This is a genomic window from Pseudomonas parakoreensis (assembly GCF_021602155.1).
Classification (GTDB): domain Bacteria; phylum Pseudomonadota; class Gammaproteobacteria; order Pseudomonadales; family Pseudomonadaceae; genus Aquipseudomonas; species Aquipseudomonas parakoreensis.
In genome coordinates, this window is sequence record NZ_BQHY01000024.1 from 16,094 (window position 1) to 36,523 (window position 20,430).

The 20,430-nt window shown below is 60.3% G+C and carries 17 protein-coding genes and 5 tRNA genes; 13 read left to right on the plus strand and 9 right to left on the minus strand.

Annotated elements, in window-relative coordinates; translation table 11 throughout:
- Positions 1-333, minus strand: a complete 333-nt coding sequence (locus L6D63_RS25795; RefSeq protein WP_131671795.1) for a BrnA antitoxin family protein — start codon at positions 331-333, stop codon at positions 1-3.
- A 3-nt stretch (positions 334-336) separates the two neighbouring features.
- Positions 337-621 carry a BrnT family toxin gene (locus tag L6D63_RS25800; RefSeq protein WP_131671794.1) on the minus strand — a complete coding sequence of 95 codons (285 nt, stop codon included), beginning with the start codon at positions 619-621 and terminating at the stop codon, positions 337-339.
- 252 nt (positions 622-873) lie between these two features.
- Here L6D63_RS25800 and L6D63_RS25805 point away from each other — a divergent pair, with 252 nt between their 5' ends.
- Complete coding sequence (locus tag L6D63_RS25805) at positions 874-2,397, plus strand: nucleobase:cation symporter-2 family protein (protein ID WP_121186280.1); 1,524 nt, start codon at positions 874-876, stop codon at positions 2,395-2,397.
- A 190-nt stretch (positions 2,398-2,587) separates the two neighbouring features.
- Here L6D63_RS25805 and L6D63_RS25810 read toward each other — a convergent pair.
- Positions 2,588-2,663: transfer RNA gene (locus L6D63_RS25810), tRNA-Asn, on the minus strand.
- A gap of 219 nt (positions 2,664-2,882) precedes the next feature.
- On the opposite strand from L6D63_RS25810, the gene L6D63_RS25815 reads away from it, so the two are divergent.
- A complete protein-coding gene (locus L6D63_RS25815; RefSeq protein ID WP_095668809.1) occupies positions 2,883-3,113 on the plus strand; it encodes a hypothetical protein in 231 nt (76 codons plus the stop codon).
- On the opposite strand, the gene L6D63_RS25820 is transcribed toward L6D63_RS25815, so the two are convergent.
- Positions 3,110-3,310 (minus strand): hypothetical protein, encoded by a 201-nt coding sequence (locus L6D63_RS25820; RefSeq protein WP_047293188.1) that lies wholly within the window; start codon positions 3,308-3,310, stop codon positions 3,110-3,112. The two genes, L6D63_RS25815 and L6D63_RS25820, sit on opposite strands and share 4 nt — an antisense overlap.
- 220 nt (positions 3,311-3,530) lie before the next feature.
- Positions 3,531-4,727, minus strand: coding sequence for an amino acid aminotransferase (locus L6D63_RS25825; protein WP_047293190.1), 1,197 nt, complete (start codon positions 4,725-4,727; stop codon positions 3,531-3,533).
- A 337-nt stretch (positions 4,728-5,064) separates the two neighbouring features.
- Between L6D63_RS25825 and uvrB the strand changes: the two genes are divergently transcribed.
- A complete protein-coding gene (gene uvrB / locus L6D63_RS25830; RefSeq protein WP_108183251.1) occupies positions 5,065-7,080 on the plus strand; it encodes an excinuclease ABC subunit UvrB in 2,016 nt (671 codons plus the stop codon).
- A 136-nt stretch (positions 7,081-7,216) separates the two neighbouring features.
- Here uvrB and L6D63_RS25835 read toward each other — a convergent pair whose 3' ends face one another.
- The gene (locus tag L6D63_RS25835) at positions 7,217-8,767 is read right to left on the minus strand and encodes an MDR family MFS transporter (RefSeq protein ID WP_047293195.1); all 1,551 of its coding nucleotides are present in this window, start codon (positions 8,765-8,767) and stop codon (positions 7,217-7,219) included.
- On the minus strand, positions 8,757-9,806 hold the full coding sequence (locus L6D63_RS25840; protein ID WP_047293197.1) for an HlyD family secretion protein: 1,050 nt from the start codon (positions 9,804-9,806) through the stop codon (positions 8,757-8,759). The genes L6D63_RS25835 and L6D63_RS25840 overlap by 11 nt, the downstream gene beginning before the upstream one ends.
- A gap of 228 nt (positions 9,807-10,034) precedes the next feature.
- Here L6D63_RS25840 and gltX point away from each other — a divergent pair, with 228 nt between their 5' ends.
- The 10 genes from gltX (at position 10,035) to L6D63_RS25890 (ending at position 16,052) form a co-directional block, all read left to right on the plus strand.
- Positions 10,035-11,516: a glutamate--tRNA ligase gene (gltX, locus tag L6D63_RS25845; protein WP_047293199.1), complete on the plus strand. Its 1,482-nt coding sequence runs from the start codon at positions 10,035-10,037 to the stop codon at positions 11,514-11,516.
- Between the two features lie 257 nt (positions 11,517-11,773).
- Positions 11,774-11,849, plus strand: a tRNA-Ala gene (locus tag L6D63_RS25850).
- Between the two features lie 79 nt (positions 11,850-11,928).
- A tRNA-Glu gene (locus L6D63_RS25855) sits at positions 11,929-12,004 on the plus strand.
- A 53-nt stretch (positions 12,005-12,057) separates the two neighbouring features.
- Positions 12,058-12,133: transfer RNA gene (locus L6D63_RS25860), tRNA-Ala, on the plus strand.
- Positions 12,134-12,214: 81 nt separating this feature from the next.
- Positions 12,215-12,290, plus strand: a tRNA-Glu gene (locus L6D63_RS25865).
- Positions 12,291-12,471: 181 nt separating this feature from the next.
- A complete protein-coding gene (locus L6D63_RS25870) occupies positions 12,472-13,011 on the plus strand; it encodes a TetR/AcrR family transcriptional regulator (protein WP_007969225.1) in 540 nt (179 codons plus the stop codon).
- Between the two features lie 30 nt (positions 13,012-13,041).
- Positions 13,042-13,875 (plus strand): alpha/beta fold hydrolase, encoded by an 834-nt coding sequence (locus L6D63_RS25875; RefSeq protein WP_131671793.1) that lies wholly within the window; start codon positions 13,042-13,044, stop codon positions 13,873-13,875.
- Between the two features lie 46 nt (positions 13,876-13,921).
- Positions 13,922-14,359 carry an acyl-CoA thioesterase gene (locus L6D63_RS25880; protein ID WP_095668811.1) on the plus strand — a complete coding sequence of 146 codons (438 nt, stop codon included), beginning with the start codon at positions 13,922-13,924 and terminating at the stop codon, positions 14,357-14,359.
- A 168-nt stretch (positions 14,360-14,527) separates the two neighbouring features.
- Positions 14,528-15,487, plus strand: coding sequence for a tRNA dihydrouridine synthase (locus tag L6D63_RS25885; protein WP_047293205.1), 960 nt, complete (start codon positions 14,528-14,530; stop codon positions 15,485-15,487).
- Between the two features lie 121 nt (positions 15,488-15,608).
- On the plus strand, positions 15,609-16,052 hold the full coding sequence (locus tag L6D63_RS25890) for an Hsp20 family protein (RefSeq protein WP_047293206.1): 444 nt from the start codon (positions 15,609-15,611) through the stop codon (positions 16,050-16,052).
- 48 nt (positions 16,053-16,100) lie between these two features.
- Here L6D63_RS25890 and L6D63_RS25895 read toward each other — a convergent pair whose 3' ends face one another.
- The gene (locus L6D63_RS25895) at positions 16,101-19,379 is read right to left on the minus strand and encodes a sensor domain-containing protein (RefSeq protein ID WP_041066032.1); all 3,279 of its coding nucleotides are present in this window, start codon (positions 19,377-19,379) and stop codon (positions 16,101-16,103) included.
- A 68-nt stretch (positions 19,380-19,447) separates the two neighbouring features.
- The gene (locus L6D63_RS25900) at positions 19,448-20,338 is read right to left on the minus strand and encodes a LysR family transcriptional regulator (RefSeq protein ID WP_041066034.1); all 891 of its coding nucleotides are present in this window, start codon (positions 20,336-20,338) and stop codon (positions 19,448-19,450) included.
- Between the last annotated feature and the right edge of the window lie 92 nt (positions 20,339-20,430).

Sequence of the window (20,430 nt, forward strand, 5' to 3'; positions counted from 1 at the left end):
TCAAGGCTTGGCCTCCGGTTCCAGTACCCGGCGGATTTCACCGACCGCCGCCGAGAGCTTTTTTTCCAGGCTCTTGAGGTCGGCGGCGGTGATGCCTTTCTTTAATTGCCCGGAGTGGGGCGGCTCGGCCTCCTGCGTTTTGCTGCCAGCCTCCAGCAGGGCATGGCGCAGGTTGTTGTTGATCACCGTCTGATAACCGAAGCCTTCGTTTTCCGCCACGTTGCGGGCGGCTTCGATGACCGCGTCATCGAGCATGATGGTGATGCGGGTCTTGCCCTTGGCGGGCGCCAAGGCACCGCGTTTGCCCTGCGAGAAGTCGTATTCGTCTTTCATTGTTCAAGCCTCCAGAAAGTAAGCGCAACGCTCGCTCGGTGTGGCGACGCGTGCAGAAATGATTCGTACGACGTTGGCTTCGCGATAACTGTACGCAACCACCAGCAAACGCCCTTCGCCATCAAGGCCGAGGGTGATCCAGCGCTGTTCGTCATGGTCGTTGTCCTCGATCGTCAGCGCGCGCTCGTCGTGAAAGACCGGCTCGGTCTCGGCAAGGCTGACGCCCCTGTGCTTGAGTTTGTTGGCTGCGTTCTTGCTTTTGTCGTACTGAATTTCGAATGACTTCACTATGCATACTTTATATGTATAAAAAAGAGCGCCGGTGCACCGCTGGTCGCCATGAATAATTCAGCCTAGTGCGATAAGAACCGGGGCAGGAGGGGATGTGTTGCCGGATTTGTGGGAGCTAGAGGTGGCGAGATAGAAGCTTGGGTGGCTACCTATCCATTATGTGACTGATAAGTTGTATACAACTCTATGGACATTTGTCCCGAGTATTGAATACAGTGTGCGCATAACAAAAACTAGGGAACCCCCCACATGAAAACGCCCCATGTTTCACACCAACGGCCCGAGGACGAAAATCTCGGGGTCGGCGCGAATATGGCTTACGGCCTGCAACATGTTCTGACCATGTACGGCGGTATCGTTGCGGTGCCACTGATCATTGGCCAAGCGGCCGGCCTTTCGCCGGCGGACATTGGTTTGTTGATTGCTGCTTCATTGTTTGCGGGGGGGCTGGCGACACTGCTGCAAACCCTGGGTCTACCGTTTTTTGGCTGTCAGTTGCCGCTGGTGCAGGGCGTGTCGTTCTCCGGTGTCGCGACCATGGTCGCGATCGTCAGCAGTGGCGGGGAGGGCGGCTTCCAGTCGGTGCTGGGCGCGGTGATTGCCGCGTCGTTGATCGGCTTGCTGATTACGCCGGTGTTCTCGCGAATCACCAAGTTTTTCCCTCCACTGGTCACCGGCATCGTGATCACCACCATCGGTCTGACGCTGATGCCGGTGGCGGCGCGCTGGGCCATGGGTGGCAACAGCCATGCGCCGGACTTCGGCAGCATGCAGAACATCGGGCTGGCGGCGGTCACGCTGGTGCTGGTGTTGTTGCTGAGCAAGGTCGGCAGTTCGACCATCTCGCGTCTGTCGATCCTGTTGGCCATGGTGATCGGCACGGTGCTGGCGGTGTTCCTCGGCATGGCGGACTTCTCCGGTGTCGCTCAAGGACCGATGTTCGGCTTCCCGACGCCGTTCCACTTCGGCATGCCGACTTTCCACTTCGCCGCGATCCTGTCGATGTGCATCGTGGTCATGGTGACGCTGGTGGAAACCTCGGCGGACATTCTGGCGGTCGGTGAGATCATCGGCACCAAAGTCGACTCCAAGCGCCTGGGCAACGGCTTGCGGGCGGACATGCTGTCGAGCATGTTTGCGCCAATCTTCGGATCGTTCACCCAAAGCGCCTTCGCGCAGAACGTTGGGCTGGTGGCAGTGACCGGGATCAAGAGCCGTTACGTGGTGGCCACCGGCGGCGTGTTCCTGGTGATTCTCGGTCTGCTGCCGTTCATGGGGCGAGTGATTGCTGCGGTGCCCACCTCGGTGCTGGGCGGTGCCGGTATCGTGCTGTTCGGGACGGTGGCGGCGAGCGGGATTCGCACGCTGTCGAAGGTCGATTACCGCAATAACGTCAACCTGATCATCGTCGCGACCTCGATCGGCTTCGGCATGATCCCGATTGCCGCGCCGAACTTCTACGATCATTTCCCGAGCTGGTTCGCGACCATTTTCCACTCGGGCATCAGCTCGTCGGCGATCATGGCGATCGTGCTGAACCTGACCTTCAACCACTTCACTGCCGGCAACTCGGATCAGCAGTCAGTGTTTGCCGCTGCGGAAGAGCGGACCCTGCGTTATCGCGACCTGGCGGCGTTGCGCGAGGGTGACTACTTCAGCGACGGCAAGCTGCACGATTGCGACGGCAAAGAAGTGCCGGTGGTCGAGCCTGATGACCACGATCATGGGCATGGTACGCCGAAGACCCAGATGAAGAGCAGCGAACACGTTTGATCGCTGATTGGGTGAAAAAGGCCGAACTGTAGTTCGGCCTTTTCGTTTGAAGATCAAAAGATCGCAGCCTTCGGCAGCTCCTACAGGGGAACGCATTCCACATGCAGGAGCACCGCAGGCTGCGATCTTTTGACTTTTCGAGCGCCCACAAAAAAGCCCCTGAATCTTTCAATTCAGGGGCTTTGCTATTTGGCTCCACAACCTGGACTCGAACCAGGGACCCAATGATTAACAGTCATTTGCTCTACCAACTGAGCTATTGCGGAATTGGTGCGTATGTTACTGATTCAAAAAGAGAAGTCAAGCAATGGATGTAAATTTTCAGGTGTAGGCAGGACGGACGGTGATTTGTCAGTGATTGGCGGTTACCAGAAAACCATCGGCGGTCTACCATGGGGTCCCGGAAGTGGTCACACGCGCTGCCGGCCATTCGCCGAAAAGGTACGCGCCATGAAGCCTGCAATCCGCAACAACGAGGTGCTCGCATGAGCATCGCGCAAATCAGTCTGCCCAAGGGCGTTGGCCCCCACGCCGAGAAACTCTTCGACGCAATCACTCAGGCCGGCACGGCTGAGGAACTCAATCGCGCTGGCGGCAAAGCCGAAGGTTTCGTGCTCGGCCTGGAAAGCACCAAGGCGATCAAAAGCCATATCGCCGAATCGCTGTACGTCGTGTATGACGATGCCGCGAGTCAGCGCGCGAGCGAACTGGCTTAACTGCCGAAGGTAATCGTTCCGAGCAGTAATTTGGCGTACGCCGCGGTGGCCGCCAGTTGCACCAGCCACAGGGCGAGACCGCCGAGAAACACCCCGGCGGCGACTTGCAGCACCAGGCTTTTTTCGCGTCTGGCCGGGGCGCGGGGGATGAAGTCATCCAGGTCGTCACGGTCGGCGCGCAGGTTGTCGTTTTTCATTTGGGTTCTCACAGAATTCCTGGATGTATATGAAACCTGTGGGAGCGAGCCTGCTCGCGAATGCTGTCAGCCACCAACAATGGCGACTGACCCACCGCATTCGCGAGCAGGCTCGCTCCCACAATTCAGATTTGTATGCAGTTTAGAGGGAATGTTGCATTCCTTCGGACAAATAAAAAACGGGAAGCCCAAGGCTTCCCGTTTTTCATTGCCAGGCGAATCAGATGACCTGCACGATCGCATCCGTTACCGCTTTGATGTTGCTCTGGTTCAGTGCCGCGACGCAGATGCGGCCGGTGTCCAGGGCGTAGATGCCGAACTCGTTACGCAGGCGATGCACCTGTTCGGTGGTCAGGCCGGAGTAAGAGAACATGCCGCGCTGACGGCCGACGAAGCTGAAGTCACGCTGCGGGGCTTTCTCGGCCAGCAGGGCGACCATCTGCTCGCGCATGCCGCGAATGCGCAGACGCATTTCTGCCAGTTCGGCTTCCCACTGGGCGCGCAGTTCCGGGCTGTTCAACACGGCGGCGACAACGCTGGCACCGTGAGTCGGCGGATTGGAGTAGTTGGTGCGGATCACGCGCTTGACCTGCGACAGCACGCGCGCGCTTTCTTCTTTCGATTCGCTGACGATCGACAGGGCGCCCACGCGCTCGCCGTACAGCGAGAACGACTTGGAGAACGAGCTCGAAACGAAGAAAGTCAGGCCCGATTCAGCGAACAGACGCACCGCTGCGGCGTCTTCGTCGATGCCGTCGCCGAAACCCTGGTAAGCCATGTCGAGGAACGGCACGTGACCTTTGGCCTTGACCACGTCCAGCACGTTCTTCCAGTCGGCCGGGGTCAGGTCGACGCCGGTCGGGTTGTGGCAGCAGGCGTGCAACACAACGATCGAGCCGTTCGGCAGGGCGTTGAGATCGTCGAGCATGCCGGTACGGTTCACGTCGTGGGTGGCGGCGTCGTAGTAACGGTAGTTCTGCACCGGGAAGCCAGCAGTTTCGAACAGCGCACGGTGGTTTTCCCAGCTCGGGTCGCTGATCGCCACGACGGCGTTCGGCAGCAGTTGCTTGAGGAAGTCGGCACCGATTTTCAGCGCGCCGGTACCGCCGACAGCCTGAGTGGTGACGATGCGACCGGCAGCGATCAGCGGCGAGTCGTTACCGAACAGCAGCTTTTGCACGGCCTGGTCGTAGGCGGCAATGCCGTCGATCGGCAGGTAGCCACGGGAGGCGTGCTGGGCAGCGCGAATGGTTTCGGCTTCGATCACCGCGCGCAGCAGGGGAATTCGCCCCTCTTCGTTGCAGTAAACACCTACACCCAGGTTGACCTTGGTGGTCCGGGTATCGGCGTTGAATGCTTCGTTGAGGCCCAGGATTGGATCGCGGGGTGCCATTTCGACAGCGGAGAACAGGCTCATTATTACGGCGGCTCTGAATGGAGAGTGGAGGGACGTGTCGCGCTCCAGCCGAATGCACTAGAGCGGTGCACAAACGGGGAGCTAGTATAGAGGCCATTACTGAGCAATGGCGACAGGCGATTCAGCTTTTCCGGCAAGTTTTTCCGATTATTTCTTGACCGTTAGTCGATTGACTCTGTCAGAGACTTTACCGGATGTAGGACGTTTGCCTTGAAAGGCGAGGCAATCGGCTCCACATTGAGCACAATCTTCGTTTTTCCTTGGGCGACAACGGTCGTTTGCGGTCATCCCCGCGGCTCGGCTGTTTTCTGCGCGAGCCGCGATCCCAGAGGTGTGTATGTCCGAATTCCAGCTAGTCACCCGCTTCGAGCCCGCCGGCGATCAGCCGGAAGCGATCCGCCAATTGGTCGAGGGCATCGAAGCCGGGCTGGCGCACCAGACGCTGCTCGGTGTGACCGGCTCGGGCAAGACCTTCAGCATCGCCAATGTCATCTCGCAGGTACAGCGCCCGACGCTGGTGCTGGCGCCGAACAAGACCCTCGCCGCGCAACTGTATGGCGAGTTCAAGGCGTTCTTCCCGAACAACGCCGTCGAATACTTCGTTTCCTACTACGACTACTACCAGCCCGAAGCCTATGTGCCGTCGTCCGACACCTTCATCGAGAAGGACGCGTCGATCAACGACCACATCGAGCAGATGCGTCTGTCCGCGACCAAAGCGTTGCTCGAGCGCAAGGACGCGATCATCGTCACCACCGTCTCGTGCATCTACGGTCTCGGTAGTCCGGAAACCTATTTGAAGATGGTGCTGCACGTCGATCGCGGCGACAAACTCGATCAGCGCGCTTTGCTGCGGCGTCTGGCCGACCTGCAATACACCCGCAACGACATGGATTTTGCCCGGGCGACGTTCCGCGTGCGCGGCGACGTGATCGACATTTACCCGGCCGAATCCGATCTGGAAGCGATCCGCATCGAGCTGTTCGATGACGAGGTCGAGAGCATTTCCGCGTTCGACCCGCTGACCGGCGAAGTCATCCGCAAGATGCCGCGCTTCACCTTCTATCCGAAGAGTCACTACGTGACGCCGCGCGAGACCCTGCTCGACGCCATCGAGGGGATCAAAGTCGAGTTGCAGGAGCGTCTCGAGTACCTGCGCAGCAGCAACAAACTCGTTGAGGCCCAGCGCCTGGAGCAGCGCACCCGATTCGACCTGGAAATGATCCTCGAACTGGGTTACTGCAACGGTATCGAAAACTACTCGCGCTACCTGTCCGGGCGTCCTGCTGGTGCCGCGCCGCCAACGCTTTATGACTATTTGCCGGCCGACGCCTTGCTGGTGATCGACGAATCCCACGTCAGCGTGCCGCAAGTCGGCGCGATGTATAAGGGCGACCGTTCGCGTAAAGAAACCTTGGTGGAATATGGCTTCCGCTTGCCGTCGGCACTGGACAACCGGCCGATGCGTTTTGACGAGTGGGAAGGGGTCAGCCCGCAGACGATTTTTGTCTCGGCGACGCCGGGCAACTACGAGGCCGAGCATGCCGGGCGCGTGGTCGAGCAAGTGGTGCGTCCGACCGGCCTGGTCGACCCGCAGGTTGAAGTGCGCCCGGCGCTGACCCAGGTTGACGACTTGCTCTCGGAAATCACCAAGCGCGTGGCGGTCGAGGAGCGGGTGCTGGTCACCACGCTGACCAAGCGCATGGCCGAAGACCTCACCGATTACCTCGCCGACCACGGCGTGCGCGTGCGCTATCTGCACTCGGATATCGACACCGTCGAGCGGGTCGAGATCATCCGCGATCTGCGCTTGGGCACCTTCGATGTGCTGGTGGGGATCAACCTGCTGCGTGAAGGTCTGGACATGCCGGAAGTGTCGCTGGTAGCGATTCTGGACGCCGACAAGGAAGGCTTCCTGCGTTCCGAACGCTCACTGATCCAGACCATCGGTCGGGCTGCGCGCAACCTCAATGGCCGGGCGATTCTCTACGCCGACCGCATCACCGGTTCGATGGAGCGGGCGATTGGCGAGACCGAGCGTCGTCGCGACAAGCAGATTGCCTTCAACCTCGCCAACGGCATCACGCCCAAAGGCGTGTTCAAGGACGTCGCCGACATCATGGAAGGCGCCACCGTGCCCGGCTCGCGCAGCAAGAAGCGCAAGGGCATGGCCAAGGCTGCCGAAGAAAACGCCAAGTACGAAGCCGAACTGCGCTCGCCGAGCGAAATCACCAAGCGTATTCGCGCGCTGGAAGAGAAGATGTATCAACTGGCGCGGGATCTGGAATTTGAGGCGGCGGCGCAGATGCGCGATGAGATTGCCAAGTTGCGCGAGCGGCTTTTGGCGGTTTGAACTTCATCGCCTGATCGGGCCCATCGCTGGCAAGCCAGCTCCCACAGGGATTGAGGGTGTACACAAAATGTGTGAGCACCATAGAAACTTGTGGGAGCTGGCTTGCCAGCGATGAGGCCGGTCCAGGCAATACAGATCAGTGAGACTCCCCAGCCTTCAATCCCTGCGGCAATTTTTTGGTCAACAAAATCGCCAACATGCTGATCCCTAGCGCTATCCCGACAAAGTGAAACGCGTCGTTGTAGGCCATGATCAGCGCCTGCTGATGGACGATCTCGCTCAACTTGCCCAACGCCGCCGTGTCACTGCCAAAGCGGTCGGTCATCGACGCCAGCCGCTCGGCCACTTGCGGATTGGTCGGCACCACCGCCTCGCGCAAATAATCGAAGTAAGTCTTGGTCCGTGCATCCAGCAGCGTGGCGAGCAGGGCAATGCCGATTGCACCGCCGAGGTTGCGCAGGATGTTGAACAGGCTCGATGCCGATCCCGCGTCCTGCGGCAGGATGTAAGCGGTGGCGATCAGCGAAATGGTCACCATGATCAGCGGCTGGCCCAGCGCCCGGATGATCTGGATTTGATTGAACTGCGGTCCGGCGAAATCCGGGTTGAGCACTCCCGACGAAAAACTCGCCAGCCCGAACAGTCCGAAGCCCAGGGTGCACAGCCACTTCGGTGAAACGAACTTCATCAGCTTCGGCACCAGCGGAATCAGGAACAGCTGTGGCACGCCCATCCACATGATCACTTCGCCGATTTGCAGGGCGTTGTAGTTCTGGATCTGCGCCAGGTACAGCGGCAGCAGATAAATCGAGCCATACAAGCCGACACCCATGCCCAGGCTGGAAATGCTCGACAGGCCGAAGTTGCGATTGCGCAGGATGCCGAGGTTGATCAGCGGGTTGGGTTTGGAGACCTGCACGATGACGAAGGTGATCAGGCTGAGGAGGGCGATGCTGCCGAGGGTCACGATCAGGTTCGATTCGAGCCAGTCCTTGCGGTGGCCCTCTTCAAGAAACACCTGCAGGCAACCGAGGCCGACACCGAGGGTGAGAATCCCGGTGTAGTCGGTGCTTTTTAGCAGTTCCCAGTGCGCTTCTTTCTTCTCCAGCCCGTACATCAGCCCGGCGATCATGATCAGCCCCGGCGGAATGTTGATGTAAAAAATGTATTCCCAGCCCCAGTTTTCCGTGAGCCAGCCGCCGAGGGTCGGGCCGATGGACGGAGCAAAGGTCGCGGTCATGGCGAACATCGCCATGCCTTTGGCGCGATGATGTTCGGGGAGTTTGATCAGGGTCAGGGTGAACGCCAGCGGGATCAGCGCGCCGCCGGTGAAACCCTGCATGGCGCGAAAGACAATCATGCTTTCGAGGCTCCAGGCCATCGAGCACAGCAGCGATGACACCAGAAACCCCAGCGACACCCACACCGCCAAGCGTCGTGCCGAGAGTAACTGCACCAGCCACGCGGTCAGCGGAATCATGATGATTTCCGCTACCAGATAGGAGGTGGAAATCCACGAGCCTTCTTCCAGTGTCGCCGACAGCGCGCCCTGAATGTCCTTGAGCGAAGAGTTGGTGATCTGAATGTCGAGCACTGCCATGAAGGCGCCAAGCATCACGCTCATCACCGCGATCCAGTCCCGCCGGGTCGGTTCGCCGGCCGGGCGGATCAGTTGATCACCGGCCATTGTCTGGGGCGTCTTTGATGTTCACGGTGGCGGTGACCGACATGCCCGGACGGATCTTGCCATGCAACGGATTGTCAGCCTTGAACGTCAATTTCACCGGAATCCGCTGCACGACTTTGGTGAAGTTGCCGGTGGCGTTGTCCGGCGGCAACAGGCTGAACTGCGCACCCGAGGCGGCGAACAGACTGTCGACACGCGCCTCGATCGGCGTGTCGCTGTAGGCGTCGAAAGTCAGTTCGGCTTTTTGGCCGGGGACCATGTGGCCGATCTGGGTTTCCTTGAAGTTGGCCTGCACCCAGATGTCTTCGTCCGGGACGATCGACAGCAGGTACGCGCCGGCCTGCACCACTTGGCCGTTGCGCGCGGCACGCTGGCCGACCATGCCGCTGATCGGCGCGTGGATATCGCTGCGGGTCAGGTTGAGTTCGGCTTGCGCCAGATCGGCGCGGGCGTTGGCGATCTGCGCGTCGAGGCGTTTGATCTCGGCGGTCAGTGCGTTGACCTGCTGGCGCTGACTCTGCGCATCGGCCTGAGCCTTGGCCACTTGCGAGCGGGCGATATGGTTGTCGGCGGAGAGGGTGGTGACCCGTTCCTCGGACACAAAACCAGGCTTGCGCAGGGCTTCAGCGCGAGACAGATCTATCTGCGAGCGACCCAGCGATGCCTGGGAGGCGGCCACTTGCGCGTCGCTGGCGGCGATCAGGCTCGATTGCTGAGTCAGTTTGCTTTGCGCCTGCAGGCGCTCGGCTTCGCGGGTGGCGAGGGCGGCGCTGGCGCGATCCACGGCCAGGCGGAAATCATTGGGTTCGAGGCGTACCAGCAACTGGCCTTTTTCCACGTGCTGGTTGTCCTGCACCAGCACTTCGTCGATGCGCGCGCTCAACTGGCTGGAGACGCGGGTGATCTCGCCCTGGACATAGGCATTGTCGGTGCTTTCATAAAAGCGTCCCTTGAAAAACCAATGGGCGAAGAAGCCCCCGGCAATCAACAGAACCAGCAGCAGGAAAACGAACAGGCGACGCTTGAGTTGGGCAGGCATGGGCAAACTGTAGTCGAGGAATTGTAAGGAAAGTTATCAGGGGGAGAATCTGGCACGAAGCCGATAAACGGTAAATGCTGTCGACCGATATTCGGCCATTCGCCACGCTCTATGGGCGTTCCAGCCGCAAACTTGGCTTAAATGCCCTGCCCGCTGGAGCGGGGCGGGTGTCGCCTGTTACCATTCGCCGCTTGATTGTTTTGCTTTTCATTCTTTTCGAGACATGCCATGACCACCGTCCGCACTCGCATCGCGCCATCGCCTACCGGGGACCCCCACGTAGGTACCGCTTACATCGCATTGTTCAACTACTGCTTTGCCAAGCAGCATGGCGGTGAGTTCATCCTGCGCATCGAAGACACCGACCAGTTGCGTTCGACCCGCGAGTCCGAGCAGCAGATTTTCGACGCCCTGCGCTGGCTGGGGATCGACTGGAGCGAAGGCCCGGATGTCGGCGGCCCGCACGGCCCGTACCGGCAGAGCGAGCGTGGCGATATCTATCAGAAGTATTGCCAGCAACTGGTGGACATGGGCCACGCGTTCCCATGCTTCTGCACCGCTGAAGAACTGGACCAGATGCGCGCCGAACAAATGGCGCGCGGCGAAACCCCGCGTTACGACGGCCGCGCGCTGCTGTTGTCCAAGGAAGAAGTCGCGGCGCGTCTGGCCGCTGGCGAGCCGCACGTGATCCGTATGAAGGTGCCGACCGAAGGCGTCTGCGTGGTGCCGGACATGCTGCGCGGCGATGTCGAGATCCCGTGGGATCGCATGGACATGCAAGTGCTGATGAAGACCGACGGCCTGCCGACGTACTTCCTCGCCAACGTGGTCGACGACCACCTGATGGGCATCACCCATGTGCTGCGTGGCGAAGAATGGCTGCCGTCGGCGCCGAAACTGATCCTGCTCTACGAGTACTTCGGCTGGGAACAGCCGGAGCTGTGCTACATGCCGCTGCTGCGTAACCCGGACAAGAGCAAGCTGTCCAAGCGCAAGAACCCGACTTCGGTGACGTTCTACGAGCGCATGGGCTTCATGCCCGAAGCGATGCTCAACTACCTCGGTCGCATGGGCTGGTCGATGCCGGACGAGCGCGAGAAGTTCTCGCTGCAGGAAATGGTCGACAACTTCGACCTCAAGCGTGTGTCCCTCGGCGGGCCGATTTTCGACATCGAGAAGCTGTCGTGGCTCAACGGCCAGTGGTTGCGTGACCTGCCGGTGGAGGAATTCGCCGCGCGCGTGCAGAAGTGGGCGTTCAATTCCGAATACATGATGAAGATCGCGCCGCACGTCCAGGGCCGCGTGGAAACCTTCAGCCAGGTTGCACCGTTGGCCGGGTTCTTCTTTGCCGGTGGTGTCAATCCGGATGCCAAGCTGTTCGAGTCGAAAAAGCTCTCGGGCGATCAGGTGCGTCAGCTGATGCAGTTGATCCTGTGGAAGCTGGAAAGCCTGCGTCAGTGGGAGAAGGACAGCATCACCGCGACGATTCAGGCGGTAGTCGAATCCCTTGAGCTGAAGCTGCGTGACGCGATGCCGCTGATGTTTGCCGCGATCACCGGGCAGGCAAGCTCGGTATCGGTGCTCGATGCGATGGAAATCCTCGGCCCGGACCTGACCCGTTTCCGTTTGCGCCAGGCGATTGACCTGCTGGGTGGCGTGTCGAAGAAAGAAAACAAAGAGTGGGAAAAGCTGCTGGGCGCTATCGCCTAAGCGTTTGCGGCTTGTGTAGGAGCTGCCGAAGGCTGCGATCTTTTGCTCTTGCTTCTAAAGACCAACGGCAAAAGATCGCAGGCTGCGCCAGCTCCTACAGGTCGGCGGCGTGCGTAAACCTCCCGGATTTTCGGGGGGAGGGCGGTAAGTGATTGTTATGCCGACAAAAAACTTTGAATTTTTTCAAAAATAAGTTTGACAGGCTTTCGATACGCCCTTAAGATTCGCCCCGTCCTCAGCGATGACATCAACGATGAGGGGCTATAGCTCAGCTGGGAGAGCGCTTGCATGGCATGCAAGAGGTCGACGGTTCGATCCCGTCTAGCTCCACCAATTTACACTTCGAAGCCTGGCCACACCGGCTTCGAAGCGATCAACACTCAGCGTTGATCAGTTGTATGGAAGGGTTTGCGTCCCCTTCGTCTAGTGGCCTAGGACACCGCCCTTTCACGGCGGTAACAGGGGTTCGAGTCCCCTAGGGGACGCCAGTTTTACAGAAGCGATGTTGCAAGATGTCGCTCCGCCGCGAGGCGAAAAATCCGGGGCTATAGCTCAGCTGGGAGAGCGCCTGCATGGCATGCAGGAGGTCAGCGGTTCGATCCCGCTTAGCTCCACCAATTTTACAGTTCAAGGTCTGGCCACACCGGCCTTGAATCAGATCAGATCTCAGCACTGATCAGCTGTATAGAAGGGTTTGTGTCCCCTTCGTCTAGTGGCCTAGGACACCGCCCTTTCACGGCGGTAACAGGGGTTCGAGTCCCCTAGGGGACGCCACGATTACCCGCTCTGCGGGATTTATAAGGGTCATTCAATTATTGAATGGCCCTTTTGTTTGTCTGGCGTTTGGCCAACTCTCCATTTTCCTTACACTGTGCTTCAGACCAGCGGTCATATCCTCGACTTGCAGAATATTATTATGCGAATAATATTCTAGGCGTAATATTCGGAGGCAACGATGAACGATAAAAAAGCTCAAACCCGCGAACGCATCCTCAAGGCTGCCAGCGCTGCGCTGATGCAGCGGGGTCCGGCGGATCCCAGCGTAGGCGAAGTGATGGGCGCCGCCGGCCTGACTGTTGGTGGTTTCTACGCGCACTTCGAAAGCAAGGACGCAATGATGCTCGAAGCGTTCAAGCAACTGCTCAGCCGTCGACGCGACCTTATTGCCGACATGGACTCCGAGCTGACCGGCGAAGAGCGGCGCGCCCTGGTTGCTGCGTTCTATCTGTCGCGCAAGCATCGGGATTCCAGCGATGCTGCGTGCCCGATACCGGCTTCGATTGGCGAACTGGGGCGTCTGCCGGAATCCTTCCGCATCGCACTGAACGAACACCTGGAACTGATGATTGCGCAGTTGGCGTCCAGCCCCGAGGACACCGACAAAGCATTGGCCGATGTGGCGTTGATGGTGGGTGGTCTGGCGCTGGCACGCGCGCTGGGCCCGGGCGATTTATCCGATCGATTGCTGCGCGCTGCCAAGTCGGCGGTGCGTTGACCTGAAGGCAATACGCCTGAGGAGAGAGCGATGAACACGTTGAAGTGGGTTCGTGGCGTTAATGGCACCTTGGGCTGGATTGCACCAAAGCGGGTAGCGAGCAAAATGCGCGTAGCGTTCATGACGCCGCGCACGTTGCCGCTGCGCGATTGGGAGCTGCCGCTGCTGGCGAGCTCCGAACGCATCACTTTGCGCTTTGGCCTGTCGGCGCTGCGCTGGGGCCAAGGCCCGGCGGTGCTGCTGATGCACGGCTGGGAAGGGCGACCCACGCAGTTTGCGGCGTTGATCACAGCGCTGGTCGAGGCCGGTTACACCGTCGTTGCCCTTGATGGTCCGGCTCATGGTCGTTCGCCGGGGCGTGAAGCCAACGTCGTACTGTTCGCCCGCGCCATGCTCGAAGCAGCCGCCGAACTGCCACCGCTGCAAGCCGTCATCGGCCACTCCATGGGCGGCGCCAGTGCCATGCTCGCGGTGCAACTGGGGCTGCGTACCGAAACCCTGGTCAGCATCGCGGCGCCCGCACGGATCCTGGGAGTGCTGCGTGGTTTCGCCCGTTACGTCGGCATGCCGCCGCGGGCACGATCCGCCTTCATCCGTCAGGTCGAGCAGGATGTCGGCATGCGCGCCGCCACCCTAGATGTCGCGCACTATCAACTGGATATGCCGGGCCTGATCGTGCATGCCGAGGATGACAATTTCGTCCCGGTCAAGGAATCGCAATTGATCCACGAGTCCTGGTTCGACAGTCGCCTGTTGCGCCTGGAAAGCGGCGGTCACCAGCGCGTACTGGCCGACCCTCGGGTGGTTGATGGCGTGTTATCACTGTTGGCGGGGCGCAGCCTTCAAGCGCGGCAATCGGCCTGACATCCGTTACACTGCCCCGGTTGAATAATCTGACCGGGAGTGGGGCATGGGCTGGGATCGGGCAACGCCGTTCACCATTGATCTGCAAGTAGGCGCCGAGGACATCGACGGGTTGGGCCACGCCAACAACGCGGTGTACGTGACCTGGCTCGAACGCTGCGCCTGGCGTCACTCGCAGCGTCTGGGGCTGGATCTGGTCGAGTACCGGCGCCTGGATCGGGCGATGGCCGTGGTGCGGCACGAAATCGATTACCTGGCGGCGGCCTACGAAGGCGACGAACTGCAACTGGCAACCTGGATCGTCGATTGGGATCAGCGCCTGAAAATGACCCGGCACTTCCAGCTGATCCGCCCCAGCGACAACGCCACCCTGTTGCGCGCCCAGACCACTTTCGTCTGCATCGAACTGTCCACCGGCAAGCCCAAGCGCATGCCGGCGGAGTTCATCGAGGGTTACGGCCCGGCGATCCTGTCCCTGGCCTGACCCGATCCCTGTAGGCGCTGCCGAAGGCTGCGATCTTTTGATTGTGATCCTTAAAAATCAAAGTCAAAAGATCGCAGCCTGCGGCAGCTCCTACAGGTGGTCGTGGGTTTAACCGGCTTAATCCAGTAAACTGCCGCACGTTTTTTCTTCCTGAGTAGTGTGTTCCCCATGCAAATTGCCCTGGCGCCCATGGAGGGGTTGGTCGACGACATCCTGCGCGACGTGCTGACCCGCGTTGGCGGCATCGACTGGTGCGTGACCGAATTCATTCGGGTCAACGATCAGCTGCTCACCCCGGCTTATTTCCACAAGTTCGGCCCGGAGCTGCTCAACGGCGCCCGCACCCGTTCCGGCGTGCCGCTGCGCGTGCAATTGTTGGGTTCCGATCCGGTGTGCCTGGCGGAAAACGCGGCGCTGGCCTGCGAACTCGGCTCGCAAGTGATCGACCTGAACTTCGGCTGTCCGGCCAAGACCGTCAACAAATCGCGGGGCGGGGCGGTGCTGCTCAAGGAGCCGGAACTGCTCAACAGCATTGTCGAGCACGTGCGTCGCGCCGTGCCGGCGCACATCCCCGTCACCGCGAAGATGCGCCTGGGTTTCGACAGCCCGGATGGCTCGCTGGTCTGCGCCACCGCGCTGGCCGAGGGCGGCGCCGAACACATCGTGGTGCATGCCCGTACCAAGGTCGATGGCTACAAGCCGCCGGCGCATTGGGAGTGGATTCCGCGGGTGCAGGACGTGGTCAAGGTGCCGGTGTTCGCCAACGGTGATATCTGGAGCGTCGAGGACTGGCGCCGCTGCCGCGAGATCAGCGGCGTCGAAGACATCATGCTCGGACGCGGTCTGGTATCGCGCCCGGATCTTGCCAGGCAGATCGCCGCCGCGCGCGCTGGTGAAGACGTGGTCGAGATGAGCTGGGCCGAGCTGCTGCCGCTGATTCAGGACTTCTGGCTGCAAGCCAAGGCGCAGATGACCGCACGCCAATCGCCGGGTCGCTTGAAGCAGTGGCTGGCGATGCTGACGCGCAATTATCCCGAGGCGACCGAGCTGTTTACTGTGCTGCGTCGCGAGACAGAACCGGACCAGGTCTCGCGTTTACTGGGTTTGCCGGTCGCCGAAGCGGCCTGAAAAAAATCTTCAAATACTCTCTTGAAATCATTTTGGCGGTCCCTATCTAAGGGTTACGCGATGCCGAATTCGGGTCGCGGAGACACAAAAACTTGCTGATTGTTTTCAGGAGATTTGAACCATGAGTACTGCATTTTCCCTGGCACCACTGTTCCGTTCTTCGGTGGGTTTCGACCGTTTCAACGACCTGTTCGAAACCGCTCTGCGCAACGAGCCAGGCAGCACCTACCCACCCTACAACGTGGAAAAACACGGTGACGATCAATACCGCATCGTCGTGGCGGCCGCCGGTTTCCAGGAAGAAGACCTGGAGCTGCAAGTCGAGAAGGGTGTGCTGACCATCAGTGGCGGCAAGCGTGATGTCAACGAAGGCGTGACCTTCCTGCATCAAGGCATTGCCCAGCGGGCTTTCAAGCTGTCCTTCCGCCTGGCTGATCACATCGAGATCAAGGCCGCCGATCTGAGCAACGGTCTGCTGAGCATCGACCTGTTGCGGGTGATCCCGGAAGAAGCGAAAGCCAAGCGCATCCCGATCAACGGAGCGCAAAAGCCGGTTCTGCAATAAGACCGAGCAATAAAAAAGGGCGCCACTGGCGCCCTTTTTTTGTGCCCGTCATTCGAGCATCTTTTTCAACGCTTCCAGTGCCACCGGCCGACTGTGCAGGTAGCCCTGATACAAATGGCAGCCGAGCCCTTGCAGGAACGCCAGTTGCTCCGGCGTCTCCACGCCTTCGGCAATCACCTCCAGTTCCAGGCTGCGGGCCATGGCGACGATGGCGCGGATGATCTCGGCGTCGTTGGGGTCGGTGGTTGCGTCGCGGATGAACGACTGGTCGATTTTCAGAGTATCGACCGGCAGGCGTTTGAGGTAAGTCAGCGATGAATAGCCGGTGCCGAAATCGTCCATGGCGAAGCTCACACCGAGTTTTTTCAGGCGACGCATTTTGCTGATGGTGTCTTCCAGGTTCTGGATGACGATGCCTTCGGTGATCTCCAGTTTCAGCAGCGAGCAGGGCAGGCCGTGGCTGCTCATGCTGTGTTCGATACGTTCGACGAAGTCGTTCTGGCGGAACTGCCGTGGGCTGATGTTCACGCACAGGCTGAAGTTGAGCGGGTCGACCAGTTTCAGCGCGATCAATTGTTTGAACGCCTCGCAGGCTTCATCGAGAATCCAGGTGCCGACTTCCAGAATCAGACCGCTGTCTTCCAGTACCTTGATGAATTCGGTGGGCGATTGCGCACCCAGTTCCGGGTGGTTCCAGCGCACCAGCGCTTCGGCGCCGATGATGCGGTTGTCCTGCGCGTCGACCTGCGGCTGGTAATGCACGTTGAACTCGCCACGGGACAGCGCCAGACGCAAGTCAGTCTCCATGCGCAGCCGTTCGCTGGCCGCTTTCTGCATGGTGTTGTGGTACATCTGCGTGGTGTTGCGCCCGGAGTCCTTGGCCCGGTACAGGGCAATGTCGGCGCGCTTGAGCAGGTCGGTCGGGGTCGAGCCGTGGTCGGGAATCAGCGCCACGCCGATACTCGGTGTCACTTGCAGGCGCTGGCCGTCGAGGAACATCGGCTCCGACAGCAGCTCGCGAATGGTGTCGGCCAGCTCGCGCACTTGCGCGCTGACCTCGTTGCGCGTGCCTTCGAGACCGCTGAGCAGTACCACGAACTCATCGCCGCCGAGACGCGCCACCGTGTCCTCCATGCGCACGCTGGCTTCGAGCCGTGCGGTGATGATTTTCAGCACCGTATCGCCGACCGGATGGCCCAGCGAGTCGTTGATGTGCTTGAAGTGGTCAAGGTCGAGGAACAGCAGCGCACCGCGCAGGTTGTGGCGCTTGAGCAGGGCGATCTGCTGGCTCAGGCGATCCATCAGCAAGGCGCGGTTGGGCAGGTTGGTCAGCGGGTCGTGATAGGCCAGGTGACGGATCTGCGCCTCGGCATTTTTCAGCAGGCTGACGTCGCGCGCGGTCAGCAGCAGACACGCGGTTTCGTTGAGGGTGATCGGTTCGATCGACACCTCCACCGTCAGCAACTCACCGCGCTTGTTGCGTCCGAGCATTTCCTGATGATGCACGCGGCCCTTGATCTGCAGTTCGGCGAGCAGCGCCGAGCGTTGTTTCTCTTCGGCCCAGATGCCGATCTGATACACGGTCTTGCCCACCACCTCGTCGGCGCGATAGCCGGTCAGGCGGCAGAAGCCGTCGTTGACCTCCAGATAGCGCCCGGTGTCGCGCTCGGTGATGGTGATCGCGTCGGGGCTGGAGTGGAACGCCTTGGCGAATTTCTCTTCGCTGGCCTTGAGTGCGGCCTCGGAGCGTTGCTGTTGAGTGATGTCGCGCAGGGTGGTGACGATGCACGGCTGATTGCCAACGCTGATCTGCCGACTGGAAATCACACACGTCAGCGACTGGCCGTCCTTGTGCTGGACGATGATCGCGACATTGCTCAGGCCCTGTTCGCGGATGACGCGTTCGATGCGTTGCAGGCTCTTTGCCGAGGCGTCCCACAGGCCGATGTCTTCGGCGGTGCGTCCGATGACGTCGGCGGCGCTCCAGCCGAAAGTCTGGGTGAAGCTGTTGTTGATTTCGATGAACTCGCCGCTGTCCTGACGGGTGACGCAGATCGGGTCCGGACTGACCTGAAACAATGTCGCGAATTTTTCTTCCGAGGCCACCAGACGTTGCTCGCGCTCGACCTGATCGGTGATGTCCAGCAAGGTTCCGGCCATGCGCAGCGGCGCGCCGTTTTCGTCGCGATAGAGGCGGGCGCGGCTTTCCAGATAACGTGAGCTGCCGTCGGGCAGTTGCACGCGATAAGTCAGCTGATAGTTGCCGGCCGGGCCCTCGCGCAGGCTGCGGTAGGCGTCGCGCATGCTGTCGCGCTCTTCGCCGGGCACGCCTTCGAAAAACTCTTCGAATGACTCGTGAAACGGGATCGGTTCCAGCCCGTGCAATTGCGCGGCCCGCGCCGAGCCGTAGAGCATGCCGCTGGGGATGTGCCAGTCCCAGGTGCCGAGCTGCGCCGAGTCCAGCGCCAGATCGAGACGTTCCTGGCTGTCTTTCAAGGCGTGTTCGGCGGCTTTGCGCTCGGTGGTATCGAGGAATGTGCTGAGCAGATATGGCTGGCCTTCGAGTTCGACCTTTTGCGCGCTGAGAATGCCGTCATGGATCTGCCCGTTGCTGGCGCGAAACTGCACTTCCATGCTGACCAGTTCGCCTTTGGCCTTGGTCTTTTTCACCAGTTCGGCACGTTGCTCGGGGTGCACCCACAGGCCCAGCTCCAGAGTGGTGCGGCCAATGGCGCTCTGCACCGGCCAACCGAACAGGCTTTCGAAGTACTGGTTGGCCTCGCTGATCAGGCCGTCTTCCTGGCGCGTCAGCAGCACCATGTTCGGGCACAGATGAAAGAGTGTGGCGAAACGTTTCTCCGAGCTGCTGAGGGCCTGTTCGCGTTGACGCTGGTGGGTGATTTCGCGAATCACCCCGATCATTCGGGGACGGCCGTTTTTGTCCGGCAGCAGGCTGCCGCTGATTTCCAGCCAGTGCAGGCTGCCGTCGGGCCAGCGGATGCGGTGGTGCATCGCCTGTTCCAGCGGCGCGCCGGCAATCACCGCGTGGAAGGCGCGCACGGTTTTCGCCCGGTCTTCGGGTGGCAGCAGGTCGAGGTATTCGAGGTCTTGGGGCAGCGGTTGCCGTGGATCGAAACCGAACAGCGCCTGAGTGCCCCGTGACCAACTGATCTGACCACGCTCGATGTCCCAATACCAGGCGCCGAGCCGGGCGCCGTTGAGTGCGGCGAGCAGTTGCGGCGCACTCTCCCAGCTCTGCTCGGAACGTCGCGGATCAATGGCCTGAATACGCGGCATCGGCGGAATTCGGTCAACAGATTTCGGCATTGTTAACGGGCCTTGAGCTGATGGTGGCGTTAGGCACAGGGACAGCGGCTCTATAGGAGTAGCACAAGTTAGCCTGGAGTCCCTGGCAGATCGATTTGCGCATCCAGCAAGGCCATGAAAGCCCTTGCCGCATTCGACAGCGTCCGTTCGGTGTGCACGATATAGCCTAGCTGGCGACTGAGCTGTATGCCCGGCAAAGGTATGCGCGCCACCTGTTCGTCAAGCATGGTACGGGGCAGAACACTCCAGGCCAGTCCAATGGACACCATCATCTTGATGGTTTCCAGGTAGTTGGTGCTCATGGCGATGTTCGGCGTCAGCCCTTGGGCTTCGAACAAGCGTTGGACAATGTGATGAGTAAAGGTGTTGCCGCCGGGAAAAACTGCCGGATGACCGGCAACGTCCGCCAGGCTCACGGCGCCATTGCTGATCAGCGAATGCTCCGGCGCTACCACGAAATCCAGCGGGTCGTCCCACACCGGCGTGGCTTTGACCAGCGTGTGCGGCTCCGGGGCCAGAGTGATTACCGCCAGCTCGGCGCGGCCGTGGAGAATTTCCTCGTAGGCCACTTCCGAATCGAGGAACTGAATATCCAGCGCCACTTGTGGGTAACGGCGGGTGAACTCCCTCAAGAGTGGCGGCAAACGGTGCAGGCCGATGTGGTGACTGGTGGCCAGGGTCAGGCGACCGCTGACTTCACCGGTCAGGTTGGTCAGGGCGCGACGCGTGTCGTCCAGCACGTTGAGAATCTGGTAGGCCCGGGGCAGCAGAGCGCGGCCGGCTTCGGTCAGGCCGACTTCACGACCCAGGCGGTCGAACAGGCGCACGTTCAATTGTTGCTCCAGCCCGGCGATGCGTTTGCTGATCGCCGGTTGGGTCAGGTGCAGGCGTTCCCCGGCGCCGGAGAAGCTGCCAGTCTCGGCGATGGCGATAAACGCATTGAGGTTGGCCAGATCCATGGTTCGTATTCCAGTTGGTTATCCAAAGCATAAAAAATATGAATTTGAGTTATTTAATGTAACCCCATAGGATCGGCCTCACAAGCCAAAGG